The 12099-nt window shown below is 60.2% G+C and carries 17 protein-coding genes; 5 read left to right on the top strand and 12 right to left on the bottom strand.

What is annotated here, in order from left to right; genetic code table 11:
• The 3 genes from JNM28_09810 to JNM28_09800 are packed head-to-tail and all read right to left on the bottom strand — an operon-like array spanning position 1 to position 1138.
• Positions 1 to 234: a helix-turn-helix transcriptional regulator gene (locus JNM28_09810; GenBank protein ID MBL8068733.1), complete on the bottom strand. Its 234-nt coding sequence runs from the start codon at positions 232 to 234 to the stop codon at positions 1 to 3.
• Between the two features lie 4 nt (positions 235 to 238).
• Positions 239 to 685, bottom strand: a complete 447-nt coding sequence (locus tag JNM28_09805; protein MBL8068732.1) for a hypothetical protein — start codon at positions 683 to 685, stop codon at positions 239 to 241.
• Between the two features lie 3 nt (positions 686 to 688).
• Complete coding sequence (locus JNM28_09800; protein MBL8068731.1) at positions 689 to 1138, bottom strand: hypothetical protein; 450 nt, start codon at positions 1136 to 1138, stop codon at positions 689 to 691.
• Between the two features lie 71 nt (positions 1139 to 1209).
• Here JNM28_09800 and JNM28_09795 point away from each other — a divergent pair, with 71 nt between their 5' ends.
• The 3 genes from JNM28_09795 to JNM28_09785 are packed head-to-tail and all read left to right on the top strand — an operon-like array spanning position 1210 to position 3718.
• Positions 1210 to 1707, top strand: a complete 498-nt coding sequence (locus JNM28_09795) for an HIT domain-containing protein (GenBank protein ID MBL8068730.1) — start codon at positions 1210 to 1212, stop codon at positions 1705 to 1707.
• Complete coding sequence (locus tag JNM28_09790; GenBank protein MBL8068729.1) at positions 1694 to 2326, top strand: uracil-DNA glycosylase; 633 nt, start codon at positions 1694 to 1696, stop codon at positions 2324 to 2326. The genes JNM28_09795 and JNM28_09790 overlap by 14 nt, the downstream gene beginning before the upstream one ends.
• 3 nt (positions 2327 to 2329) lie before the next feature.
• On the top strand, positions 2330 to 3718 hold the full coding sequence (locus JNM28_09785; protein ID MBL8068728.1) for a deoxyribodipyrimidine photo-lyase: 1389 nt from the start codon (positions 2330 to 2332) through the stop codon (positions 3716 to 3718).
• On the opposite strand, the gene JNM28_09780 is transcribed toward JNM28_09785, so the two are convergent.
• Together JNM28_09780 and JNM28_09775 are read right to left on the bottom strand one after the other, a co-directional pair.
• A complete protein-coding gene (locus JNM28_09780) occupies positions 3703 to 4002 on the bottom strand; it encodes a hypothetical protein (GenBank protein ID MBL8068727.1) in 300 nt (99 codons plus the stop codon). The two genes, JNM28_09785 and JNM28_09780, sit on opposite strands and share 16 nt — an antisense overlap.
• A gap of 48 nt (positions 4003 to 4050) precedes the next feature.
• Entirely contained in the window at positions 4051 to 4386 is a 336-nt protein-coding gene (locus tag JNM28_09775) for a hypothetical protein (GenBank protein MBL8068726.1), read from the bottom strand.
• Between the two features lie 86 nt (positions 4387 to 4472).
• Here JNM28_09775 and JNM28_09770 point away from each other — a divergent pair, with 86 nt between their 5' ends.
• The gene (locus tag JNM28_09770; protein ID MBL8068725.1) at positions 4473 to 5123 is read left to right on the top strand and encodes a 1-acyl-sn-glycerol-3-phosphate acyltransferase; all 651 of its coding nucleotides are present in this window, start codon (positions 4473 to 4475) and stop codon (positions 5121 to 5123) included.
• Here the strand turns inward: JNM28_09770 and JNM28_09765 are convergent.
• The 4 genes from JNM28_09765 to JNM28_09750 are packed head-to-tail and all read right to left on the bottom strand — an operon-like array spanning position 5120 to position 8988.
• Positions 5120 to 5731, bottom strand: a complete 612-nt coding sequence (locus tag JNM28_09765) for a hypothetical protein (protein ID MBL8068724.1) — start codon at positions 5729 to 5731, stop codon at positions 5120 to 5122. The genes JNM28_09770 and JNM28_09765 overlap by 4 nt on opposite strands.
• A gap of 10 nt (positions 5732 to 5741) precedes the next feature.
• Entirely contained in the window at positions 5742 to 6821 is a 1080-nt protein-coding gene (locus JNM28_09760; protein ID MBL8068723.1) for an acyl-CoA dehydrogenase family protein, read from the bottom strand.
• Positions 6821 to 7573 (bottom strand): FAD-binding protein, encoded by a 753-nt coding sequence (locus JNM28_09755; GenBank protein ID MBL8068722.1) that lies wholly within the window; start codon positions 7571 to 7573, stop codon positions 6821 to 6823. The genes JNM28_09760 and JNM28_09755 overlap by 1 nt, the downstream gene beginning before the upstream one ends.
• Entirely contained in the window at positions 7570 to 8988 is a 1419-nt protein-coding gene (locus tag JNM28_09750; GenBank protein ID MBL8068721.1) for an FAD-binding protein, read from the bottom strand. Before JNM28_09750 ends, JNM28_09755 begins: the two co-directional genes overlap by 4 nt.
• A gap of 31 nt (positions 8989 to 9019) precedes the next feature.
• On the opposite strand from JNM28_09750, the gene tmk reads away from it, so the two are divergent.
• A complete protein-coding gene (gene tmk, locus JNM28_09745) occupies positions 9020 to 9604 on the top strand; it encodes a dTMP kinase (protein ID MBL8068720.1) in 585 nt (194 codons plus the stop codon).
• Here the strand turns inward: tmk and JNM28_09740 are convergent.
• From JNM28_09740 to JNM28_09730, 3 genes are read right to left on the bottom strand one after another with little or no spacing between them, the layout of a single operon-like run.
• The gene (locus JNM28_09740; protein MBL8068719.1) at positions 9601 to 10851 is read right to left on the bottom strand and encodes a Glu/Leu/Phe/Val dehydrogenase; all 1251 of its coding nucleotides are present in this window, start codon (positions 10849 to 10851) and stop codon (positions 9601 to 9603) included. The two genes, tmk and JNM28_09740, sit on opposite strands and share 4 nt — an antisense overlap.
• 10 nt (positions 10852 to 10861) lie before the next feature.
• Positions 10862 to 11338, bottom strand: a complete 477-nt coding sequence (locus JNM28_09735) for a hypothetical protein (GenBank protein MBL8068718.1) — start codon at positions 11336 to 11338, stop codon at positions 10862 to 10864.
• A complete protein-coding gene (locus JNM28_09730) occupies positions 11335 to 12093 on the bottom strand; it encodes a rod shape-determining protein MreC (GenBank protein ID MBL8068717.1) in 759 nt (252 codons plus the stop codon). The genes JNM28_09735 and JNM28_09730 overlap by 4 nt, the downstream gene beginning before the upstream one ends.
• Between the last annotated feature and the right edge of the window lie 6 nt (positions 12094 to 12099).

Raw genomic sequence — 12099 nt, 5'->3', positions numbered from 1 at the left:
TCAGCCGGCCACGCTGCTTTGAAACGGTTCGACGGGCACATATTCCAACAAATCGCCCGGTTGGCATTGCAGGCATTCACAGATGGATTCCAACGTGCCAAACCGGATGCCTTTCACATGCCCCTTTTTAAGCAGCGAGAGGTTCACTTCCGAAATTCCAATGGCTTGCGCGAGATCCTTGGAAAGCATTTTCCGCTTTGCGAGGACAACGTCGAGCTTGACGATGATCGGCATAGTCTTAAAGGATCGCCTCAGAATCGAGTTGGTAGGCCAGGGCTTGGTCTGCCTTAGCCTTGAGTCCGGCACAAAGCTGGGCTAACCCAACCAATCCGACAGTGGTCACAACCGTCCGGATGGGGGCACTACCAAGGTCGGCAAACAATGGCCAAACCGAGGGCAGGCCCAACTTAGCGATGACAAATACCGCCGCCGCCGCCAAGAACAATCCTCGTGCCAAAGGCAGGCGATCCCATCGGCGGTCTAGAAATCCCGAACCATTGAAAATCGAACCAAGGCAGAGTATGCCTGCTGCGGCGGCCAGGCAAGCCGGTGCGATTCCTGCGCCAACAAGCCAGCCACCTTCTCCATTGAGTGACCGGATCAGGGGCCAAGCCGCTACAAATGCGGCCATCAAGATGGCCATGAGGGGGACACTTCGGAAAAGTTTTTCGGCGCGCTTGGCCATGCCCTATTGTGGACTGGAAGTGACCTCCCTCCCAGTGACTTGATCGGTGAATCGGATTCGACCGTCATTCTGGTCGGATTCAATTTTGAGGAGACGGGTCTCCCCTGCGGCAAACACGCTGCCTGTTGCCACTGCCTGGATCGTGAATTGCAGGTTGTCGCCCATGAGTTGAGCCGAACCTGTGGCGGAGCCCCCATCGTCCTCCACAATCGTGAAGGGCGCGGCATTTTGAGAGTCGAACACGCCGAACTCCAAAGAGAAACTGCCGAGACTGTCTTTGATTGGATTCCCAACTGGAAACCAATCGAATCGGAACGACTTGCTTTGTAGGTCAGAAATGACAGTGACGCGCGGGTCGATGCCTTCAAACGAGCCGATGGCACCGCCGCACCCAACTAATGCAAAGGTGGCAGCGATGACAATGGTGAAGGAAGCAAATTTTATGTGGGACATAAATAAATTATGGAAAAACAAAATGAATAATCCAATGAGGGCCCAGGCCCTTGATCTGGCAAAATGGGCTGATGGCGGAGCAACTTTGGGCACCGTGGCGGTTCGACTACGTCAAATCGGCTGACCACGAAAGGAAAGGCGGTTGCATCTTCGTCGATCTCCCGGCCTTGCAGAACGATCGAGAAAATTTGATCCTCCACCGGGGCGCAACCGCGTTCGTGATCCTCAACAAATACCCCTACACGAGTGGCCATGTGATGGTCGCGCCGTACCGCCATACGGCTGAAATTGGCGACTTGGCGGATGATGAGCTGCTTGAGGTCCAACAACTAATCCGCGACGCGGTGGGGTGGATCAAGGCGGCGTTTCGGCCGGATGGGTTCAATATCGGGCTCAACATCGGCACGGCGGGCGGTGCGGGCATCCCCAGCCACCTCCATTGGCATATCGTGCCCAGGTGGAACGGCGACACCAACTACATGACTTCGGTCGGCGGCGTGCGGGTGATCCCGCAATCGTTGGAAACCACCTACGACCTGTTGGAGCAAGCGAAGTATGGCGGATCTTGAAGCCCTGAAGGCCGAGTGCGAATCCTGCACCCGTTGCGGCTTGAGCGAGCGGCGGCTAAACGTTGTTTTCGGCGAGGGCGACCCGGCAAGCCCGCTGGTGCTGGTCGGCGAGGGCCCTGGCGACCAAGAAGACCGGTCGGGCCGGCCCTTCGTCGGCCGGAGCGGCCAAATGCTCGACCAAGCCCTTGCCGAAAACGGGCTGAACCGTAAGATGGTTTACATCTGCAACACGGTCAAGTGCCGGGCCGCAGATTGGGGGTCGGGCAAGCCGCAAAACCGCCCTCCCACACCTGCAGAAACGGAAGCGTGCCGTGATTGGCTGATCCCCCAACTGGCGCTGATCGCCCCCTTTGTCATCCTGGCAATCGGCGCACCCAGTGCCAAAAACCTCATCAAGAAAGATTTCAAGATCACAAAGGAGCGCGGACTCTACTTCCCTTGCTCTTACGCAAAAACGGCGATTGCAACCTTGCACCCAAGCTACATCTTGCGGCAACAGAACATTTCCGGCGATGGCGGTTACGGCCTTTTGGTGGCCGACATCGGGAAGGCATGGTCAGCCGCCCAAGAACTTCGGCGAAAAGCCGCCGACACCGTGGCCCCGCGTGCCGTAGATTAGACCGTGCCTGACCGAGCGATTGTCTGGCTGCGACGCGACCTCCGGTTGACCGACCATGCGGCGCTGACCTTTGCCACCCAGCATTGCCGTGAGGTGTGTTTGGCTTTTGTGTACGACGCCAACATTTTGGATCGGCTGCCCAACCGGCAAGACCGCCGGGTTCAATTCATCCACCAATCCCTCGAAGAGATCTTCCGGAAAACGGGGGCCTTGGTCACGCTCGTCGGCGACCCGGTCGAGCTGATCCCGGCCTTAGCCCAAGACCTGGGAGCGGATTGGGTGGTTGCCGCCCATGACGACGACCCCTACGCCGTTAGCCGGGACAGTCGCATTCGGGAGGTGTTGGGGGAGCGGTTCCAAACGGTGCTCGACCATCTGGTGCGGGAAAAGCAACAAGTGGTCAAGGATGATGGGACGCCGTACCGGGTTTATTCGCCCTATCGGCGGGCATGGCAGGCATCGGTGGTCAGCCAAGATTTCGCGCCCAAAGATCCAGATCTATCCCGGTTGAAACGGCCGGCCAGGGTCAATGTCGGCCAGGTCGGCAACCCCACTCTGGAACATATCGGGTTCCAAGGTTGCGGCCGCCTAGTTGTGGAGCCGGGCGAAGACGCCGCGCGGGGCCAGCTTGCGCAGTTTGCGGCGAAGCTCCCCAACTACAAGATTGACCGGGACACCCCATCGCGGCTCGGAACCAGCGGGCTCAGCACGGCCCTCCGGTTCGGCACGATTAGCATCCGGGAATGCTTGCGGGTTGCCCGGGCCGATGGCTCGCCCGGGGCGGAAACTTGGGAGAACGAGTTGATTTGGCGGGAGTTCTATCACATGATCCTCGCCAACTTCCCCGAAGTCGGGGCAGGTCGCGCGTTCAACCCGCAATACCAGGGATTGGAGTGGCCGGGCGACCCCGGCTCATTTGACCTTTGGAAGGCGGGCCAAACCGGGTACCCGTTGGTGGATGCCGCCATGCGTTGCTTTGCCGCAACCGGCTGGATGCACAACCGCCTGCGGATGGTGACCGCGATGTTCCTGACCAAAGACCTCTTGCTAGATTGGCGGCTTGGCGAGGCGTATTTTGCCGATAATCTTCTGGATTTCGACCTGGCCAGCAACAACGGGGGATGGCAGTGGTCTGCGGGGACGGGCGCGGATGCCCAGCCCTATTTCCGGATTTTCAACCCGGTGTTGCAAAGCCGCAAGTTTGACCCGGAGGGTGAATTCATCCGCGAATGGGTTCCTGAATTGCGCGGCCTGGATTCCGAATCGGTTCATTGGCCCTTCTCGCCCGACGGAACCCGAAATTTGGTCACTCCTCCGGGTTATCCGGATCCGCTGGTCGACCATGCGGTCCAAAAAGCAAAGGCCATCGCGTTGTTTCAAACCGAGTTCTGATTGTTCCGCTTTTCTCCAGGTTGCAGAAGGCACTTGCGGCATGCCGCGATTGGTACCTCACTATCGGTTGTGGGGAGGTTCTCGGCAACGGCATCTCCAAGGGCATTCCGTAAGTCCGCGACAGCCTGCTGGAGTTCTCCCGCGCGTCTTTCGAGCCCTTCTACCGGCACACCTGCCGCGATGTCGAGCAAGAAGAGCGTGGAGACCTCGTGGAGTCGGATGGCTTCAAAACTGACGGGGCCGGACTTGACCCTGTTTTTGAGCCGCTCGACAGACCTGTCCATGTCCCCATTGTCGCCAGAAAAACGCTGTTTCCGAGAGGGGGATTTTGCTCAATCTCGGTCAAGTTTCCGGTTCGGGTGCCGGTTCCAGTCGGTCGCGACAGGCACCCCTGCTGGGGGCGGGCAATGCGGCCGACGCCGGCCGGGATGCCCATTTTGGTTTTGGATGATGCCGTTCCCGAGAATCCCTTGGCAGGCATTGAGCAGGTTTTCCATCTGGATGACAGCTCCGCTCAGCCCACCTAGCCGGCTTTGGAGGGCGTCACACCGGACACCGTTTTCCAGGTCAAGGAGCAAAAGTTGGGTTTGTTGGTTCACATGTTTGGCCATTTGCAGGATCGATCGGTTGACTGATTCTCCGTGATTGCTCTGCTGGACATGGGCCATGGTCTTTGCCAAATGATATGTAATGGATTACGAATGTTATTTGGCGATAATTGCGATTTTGGCCGCATGAGGCATAATTGCGGTCGATGGCGCAAAACGGGCGGTGGTACCGGTTCGCAGGGTGGTTTTGCCGGACATTTTTCTTCCGCCCCCTTGGACGGCTGGAAGTCCGCGGCTTGGAGAACGTCCCTGCGGAAGGCCCCCTGTTGGTCGCCCCGATCCACACCAGCCATATCGACCCTCCTTTGGTGGGATCTGTCTGTCCTCGAATCTTACGTTTCATGGCCAAAAAGGAACTGTTCTTTTTCCCGTTGGGCCCGCTGATCCGCAGCCTAGGAGCGTTCCCGGTCGGCCGTGGCGAAGGGGACAGTGCGGCGATCCGTCTGACCTTGGCCGAATTGGAACACGGTGCGGCGATTTTGATTTTTCCGGAGGGGACGCGGGGGGATGGCCGCCGTTTGGGAGACATCCAGATCGGCACGGCGATGATTGCCAAAAAGTCGGGGGCAAAGATCTTGCCGGTCGGTATTGCGGGGGCTGCCGCCATGTTGCCCAAAGGCAAATTGTTCCCTCGGCGGACCAAGCTGGTTGTCTGTTTCGGCCCGGCCTTCACCTATCAAGACACAGCGACAGGATCCAGCGAGCGGGAGAACCGAACCCTGTTTGTCAAGGCCCTCACCGGGCGCTTGCACCAGGCATGCACGCAAGCAGGCCTGGAATTGGATCCCCTGGACTAGAACTTCTTTTGCAGGGAAAACCCGAAGGCCGGCGCCCCCTCACGGAAAAGGTACTTGAGTGAGGCCTCGGGGAATGGTTTGTATTCCACCCCCGCGGTGAGCGTGCCTCCGTCGTGGTCCCCGATCAGGCGAAATTCGTTGGTCAAGGGGATGGAAATGTTGAAGAAAAACCCACCGCCATCGCGCGACCATCCGCCAAATGTCAGGATTGTGGGGGTGTCTTGGTTGAAAATGTCTAGATTCCCAAAGTAGTAGGTAATAGCCAAATAGGCGGCACGCCTTTCGGCGGTTTGGTCGGTGGCGTCCAGGATCCCGGCGCTGACCCCGGGTGCCAAGTCCGTGATGGGAGTGAGGTAGTTGTAAGAGAGGTTGAGGCCGGGTATGACCCGGTCGTTGTTGAATCTCTCGCCGGACAGTTCCAATTCGATGGAATTGGTGAGGCCGAGCCCGATCCACCCGAACGACGCGTCTCGGCCGGGCACGGACAAGAATTCGAGCTTGGCCGCGTTTTGCGGCACTTTTTTGCCCATGGGGGTTGAGATGATCCGGTCTGCGCCGGCAGTGGCGGCGGCAACCGCGGCAGCGATCAGGAAGATTGCTTTGGGCATGGGCGTGGTTTTACCTGTCAGCGCCCCGGCTCACAAGACGGTCGAGGGTTGCCTCCATGATCTCGGTGGTTTGGGCCGATACCGTGTAGACGAGCGCTTCGCGATAGACGCGTTGGGCGTCGTGGTGGATACTGTTGGCAGCACCCGAGCTGGCGGCGACTCCCGCATGGGCGCACCGGGCGGCCATATCGATCGCCCAGGCCCGGGCCCTCAGCCTGGCGTGGAGGTCATCCTCGTTCTGCAAGATTTTTTCCCGGCACCGGGCGAGTTCCGCGTCCAGGGCCTTCCAAGCGGCAAGGAGGAACCCTGCCCCCCGTTTGACGGAAGCGGCATGCACGATGTCCAGGCCCGCCCGGGCGCACCCCAAGGCAAACCAGGCTTGCAGCGTGACGTTGATCATGTCATTGTTAGCCAACCATCCGGCAGGTTTGATGAACGCCGTATCGTCATAAGATATCAACCAATTGGTGAGGGTTGCGGACATTGTCCGGGGAGATTCCATTGCGGCGAGGCGCATCGGCCCTTCAAACACGATGGAACCGCCGTTGGCCTCGGTGTCTTGGAACGGCACAATCCCAAAGAGGGATTCACCCGATGGCAGGGCGGCCCCGACAAGGAATTCGCCAAAGAATCCATGGCCGGTCACCCACGGCACCAAGCCATCTAACCGATAACCCCCGTCTGCCTCCTTTGCCTTTAGGATTGGATCCCCCGGCCTCCTGAGTTGACTGAACCCGATCCCAACCAAGCGGTCGGCTGCCATGTGCGGGAGGAGCCGGGCTTTGAGGGGCTCATTTCCCCACCGGGCCAGCATGCTGACCGCGCTCTGGTGCTGGGTTTGCAAAAATGCCAAAGACCCGCTCCGGCGGGCAACCGACTCTTGGAAAAGCCGGAAAGAGGTTTCGTCCAGGTCGGGCCCGCCATATTCTGCCGGTCGGCGCAGGGCCATCAAACCGCGATCCCTCAGCCCTTGCAGGGCCTGCGCCAAGGCCTCTTCGCTCCCATCGACCGCATTGGCATTGGGTGCGACTTCGGTAGTCAAGTAGTCCTCGGCTTGCTGCAGGATCTGGCTCGGGGTCCGCTTGTCCATCACTCAGAGAATACACCCTGGGGATCCAGGGCTTGCTTCAGGTTTGCCCGGAACCGCGCCGCCAAGGGGCTTTGTTCCCCAAGCATCCGCCCATCTGGGTGTATAGACCAACCATAAGGTGGAAGAGCTATCGGTTCTTCTGTCCACAGCCATTTTCCCGACGGGTCACGGATGCCTTCTCCCCACCCGGTTGGCACGCGACTGGCCCAATGCGGCCTATCGGGCTCTGGCGCCCGGGCGCCATCGGTCTGGCCAGCCGGCTTGAGCCGAAGCGCCACTTCCAGAATCGCGGCAAGGCTTCCCCGAGAGCCAACGAGTGCCCGATGGATATCGAATCCGGCGACGCTTTTGACGACATCTGCCCCCGACCGGACGATGGAACCGTCCCCCGTGACGAATGACATTCCGGTCACCCAATCGCGGACGGCGCCCGTTTGTTCTTGGTGGTAATGCGGCATCCCCGTGGCGACAAGCCCCCCAACCGTCTGACCGGTGTATCCGAGCCACCCACGGTGGATGGGGAGGCAAAGCCCATCTTTGGCCGTCAGTTCGGCCAGTTCGTCGAGCAAGAATCCGGCCCCGACCCGCACCACCAGATCGTCCGGTCGGTAATAAACCAAATGGTGAAAATTCTGCATGCTCAGGGTTGGGGGGTTTTTGCCCAGGCATCGACTTGATCCGCGGCCGCCGATCCGCAACGGCCCTTCCTTCACCGCATCGCAGATGTCTTGGATGTTATCGGCAATGGTCATGTTGCGGCCCCGCTCCACCTCGGCCGGTGTTCCAGGCAGCCCTTTGCGTCGGGGATGACTTTGCAGGGGTTGCAGAGACTCCCTGATTCAAATACGCCGCGCATTCGGCCGTGGACTTCGAGGCTTGCCGGGTCGAACATCTGGGCCAGGAGGTCGGTTTTTTCGACCCCGACCCCGTGTTCTCCGGTGACCGAACCGCCGAGGGCCAGGCAGTGCCGGATGATCTCTTCTCCAGCTTGCACGACGCGGTCCACCGCGCCCTCCTCTCGTTCGTCAAAGTAGAAAATGGGATGCAGGTTGCCATCCCCGGCATGGAAGATGTTGGCCACGCCGAGTCGGTGTCGGCGAGCGGTTTCGTAGACGGCGTCCAACATCTCTGGCAACCGGCTCGGAGGAATCACACCGTCGTGGGTGACGACGGTCGGGGCTAGTCTCCCCAAGGCGCCGACTCCTTTTTTGCGGGCTGTCCACAGTTTGTTTCGTTCTCCGGGGTTTTGGGCTGTCCGGGTTTCGATGGCCCCATGGCGGCGTCCGATTTCCAAAAGGGTTTGGAGCTCGTCCTCTGCTTGGTTGGCTTCGCCGTCGGTCTCTACCAGCAGCATTGCGGCTGTGCCCTCCGGGTATTCGAGACTGAAAGCAGCGCGGACGGCGGCAAGGACGGCGGCGTCCATCATCTCGAGAGCGGCTGGGGTGACCCCGCTCCGGATCATGTCCCCCACACATCGGGACGCGTCTCCTACGGCCGCGAAGCAGATGGTTGCGGTAGCGGTGGCGGCCGGGAGCGGGGTGAGTTTGAGCCAGGCTTCGGTAACGATTCCGACGGTGCCTTCGCTCCCCACGACTAGGCTGAGCAGGTCTGGGTCGCCGCCGAGCGGTCCTCCGAGGGTTGCGATTTCACCCTGGGCGGTCACGATCCGCACTCCAGAAACATGTTGGGCCGTCACACCATATTTGAGGGTGTGGGGCCCGCCGGAGTTCATGGCGATGTTGCCGCCGACCGTCGAAACGCTTTGGCTGCTCGGGTCAGGGGCAAAGTGGTAACCAAAAGGTTGGACCATTTGGCTGACTTTGGCGTTGGCAACTCCGGACTGGGCAAGGAGCCACTCGTCGCGGATCGAATAGTCGAGGATTGCGGTGAGGCGTTTGGTGCTGACCACGACGCCGCCGAGCGCGGGCATCGCTCCCCCGCTGAGCCCGGTTCCCGCCCCCCGGGGGGTGATGGGCACCCCGTTGGCGGCGCACCAGCCCACCACCTGAGCGACCTCGGCTGTTGTTTGTGGCAAAACAACGACAACGGGCTGCGATTGTTCGACCGTGTAGGCATCGTGGGCATAGACCCGGCGGACGGCGTCTCCGCTGAGCACCGCTTCGGCGCCTAGCAATCCTACCATCGCATCTTCCAACTGCTCTGCCACCAGGTTCAGTTTATCCGAGTAACATGGATGCGTGTTCATCGTCTTCGAAGGGCCGGAAGGGGCCGGGAAATCGACCCTGGTCGCCCGGCTGGCCCAGGAGCTCGGAGAACGTGCAGTGGTCACCCGGGAGCCCGGATCTGGGGAGTTCGGGGTGGCCATCCGCCGATTGTTGCTGGAAGGCGAGGGAATACCGCCCTGGTCGGAACTGTTCCTGTTTCTGGCAGACCGGGCCAACCATGTGGAGACCGTGATCCGCCCGGCGTTGCAAGCAGGCAAAACGGTCTTGTGCGACCGTTATGCGGATTCGACAGTGGTGTATCAGGGCCACGCCCGGGGGTTAGACCTAGATTTTCTGCGGACGGCCAATCAAATGGCCACCGGTGGCCTCATCCCAGATATGACAGTCCTGTTAGATTTGGATCCGGCCGTGGGCCTCGGCCGGCAAAGCCGGCAAGACCGGTTGGATCGCGAGCCGATAGAGTTCCACCAAAAGGTGAGAGCGGGGTTCTTGGCCGAAATGTCCCGCGATCCGTCGCGGTGGTTGAAAATCGATGCCGCCCAACCTCCTCAAAAGGTGTTTGAGGAAGTTTGGGCGGCGATCCGTACTCGCGCTTAGGGGAAAATCCCGCGCATCAAGGTGGCTTCGGCCACGCGTTTGACCCCGATGATCATGGCGGCTGTCCGCATGTCGGTGTCGTGGACCCGCATTTCGTGGGCCACAGCGCCATAGGAGTGCTTCATCAGCCGGCTCAGCCTGTCGTTGACCTGGTCTTCTTCCCAGAAGAAGTTTTGGAGGTCTTGAACCCATTCGAAGTAGCTACAAACGACCCCTCCCGCATTGGCCAAGATATCCGGGACGACCAGGATGCCCTTGTCGTGGAGGATCTTGTCGGCTTCGAGCGTTGTGGGTCCGTTGGCCCCTTCCACCACAATCTTCGCCTTGACTTGGTCGGCGTTTTTCTCCGTGATTTGAGCTTGGATGGCGGCCGGGATCAGCACGTCACAATCGAGGGCGAGCAGCTCATCGTTGGAGATCTTGTCGCATTCCGTATAGTTTTGGATTCCCCCGTCGACGCCACTGTATTTGTCGTAAAGGTCTTGGATCGGGAGCCCGTTGGGGTTGGCGATTGCCCCGCTGGTGTCGCTAACCGCGATGACCTTGGCGCCTTTCTGTTCGGCCAGGCGGGCGGCCACCGAACCCACGTTGCCAAAGCCCTGGACAACGATCCGCGAGCCTTCGAAGTTCATGTTGGCGTTGTGGCAGGCTTCTTCGGCGCAGACGATGACGCCGCGGCCGGTGGCTTCAACGCGCCCTTCCGACCCGCCGAGTTCGATCGGCTTTCCGGTGACGACCCCCGGCACGGTGTAGCCGGACTGCATGGAATAGGTGTCCATGATCCAGCTCATCACCTTGGGGCTCGTCCCTACGTCGGGGGCGGGGATGTCGGATCGCTCGCCAATGATCGGGCTGATCTCGGCGGTGAACCGCCTCGTGAGCTTTTCCAGTTCCCGCATGCTGAGCTCTTTGACATTGACTTTGACCCCGCCTTTTGCCCCGCCATAGGGGATGTTGGCAACGGCGCATTTCCAGGTCATCCACATGGCAAGCGCAGTCGTCTCGCCCAAGTCGACATCCGGGTGGTAGCGGATCCCGCCTTTTGTGGGCCCGCGGCTTTGGTTGTGCTGGACGCGGTAGCCCTCGAAAACTTGGACTTCGCCGCTATCCATCACGACCGGGAAATTGACGACCAGGGCGCGTTTGGGGCGCCCCAGGACTTCGATCAGGCCCTCATCGAGGTCGAGATAAGCAGATGCTTGTTGCAACTGCTGCCGGGCCATTGCCTGTACGTCGTAATCGCTCATGTTTCTTTTTTCAAACCACTCTGTTTTGGAACATCCTTGCAGTGAGCGCAAAGACCGGGATGGCGGCAACTCCGTTGTAGACCGCCGAAAGCATTGTAGCCGCTACGGCTGGGAGCAGGGGGTTCGGTGGGGCCAACAGGATGAGTATCCCTTGGCAGAATGCGGTTCCGGCGGCGACCCAGATGACGGCGGTGCGGCCGTCAATCTCCTCATGCCCGCGGGTGGCTATCGCATACCCGCCCAAAATCCGGCTGACCGCATAGTGCATCATGGTCGCCCCGGAAAGCCCCCCGGTCAGGATGCCGCTCAACAGTCCAAACGCTCCGCCGGCGGCCGGGCGGCTCACCAAAGAAACACAAAGCACGACGACAACGGGCAAGTTCGCCTGGGCGCCCAAAAGCGTGTACCGATTGAGGACGCCTTCTTGCAAAACGGTGGCGGCAATGAGCATGACTACGGCAATGGCTGCGCCGACGGGGTTCTTCATTTCAGGATCGTCACCTCTTTGCTGAACCCGATCTGGCTGGAAGGGACGATGAAAGCCCGGCGGACGCCGAATTCACGGTCGTTGACGTACTCGGAGACGGTTCCGATGCGAATGCCTCGGGGGATGAATTCGCTGTACCCGGTTGTCACCACGTCCGCCCCAGGTGTGATTTCAACGTCGTCAAACACGTCCATCACAAGGCGGTCGCTGCGTTGCCCTTTCACCAATCCGGCCACATTGGGCGAACCGATCGCCAAGCAACCGATGCTGACCGTGCTCGATGTAATAAGCACGGCTTGGCACGTGTCGTCCTGGACGGTGCTGACCAGCGCAAGGAGTCCATCTTGCGTGATGACGGGCAGGTTGGGTTTGACCCCGTCGCGGGACCCTTTGTCTAAGGTGATCCGGTTATCGTAGGGCACGTAATGGATGATGTCTGCGTCCACCCGCTCCCTGCCGATGGTGTTGAGGTGCAGTTTGGCCCGCAGGTCGCTGATTTCCCGATCCTTGCGTTGCACGGTTTCCTGGTAATCGGCGGCAGCCCGTGCCAATTGACGAAGCCGGGTGTTTTCGGCCTTGATCCTTTCGGCTGAAAAAACGCCGGCAAAAAATCGGTCGATGTTGCCCATGCTTTGGGAGAGCGAGGCGACCGGCCGGATCAGCAGGGCCTGCACCGTTGTGCTGACAGGATCCAACCTCCCTGCCCCCCTCATGCGGTTTTGCAAGGTGCCGAGTCCCATTGCCGCGGCGAGCAATAGGAG

This window comes from Armatimonadota bacterium, assembly GCA_016789105.1.
Classification (GTDB): Bacteria; Armatimonadota; Fimbriimonadia; order Fimbriimonadales; family Fimbriimonadaceae; genus UphvI-Ar2.
The sequence above is the reverse complement of the archived record's forward strand: the minus strand, read 5'-3'. Positions and strand labels throughout refer to the sequence as shown.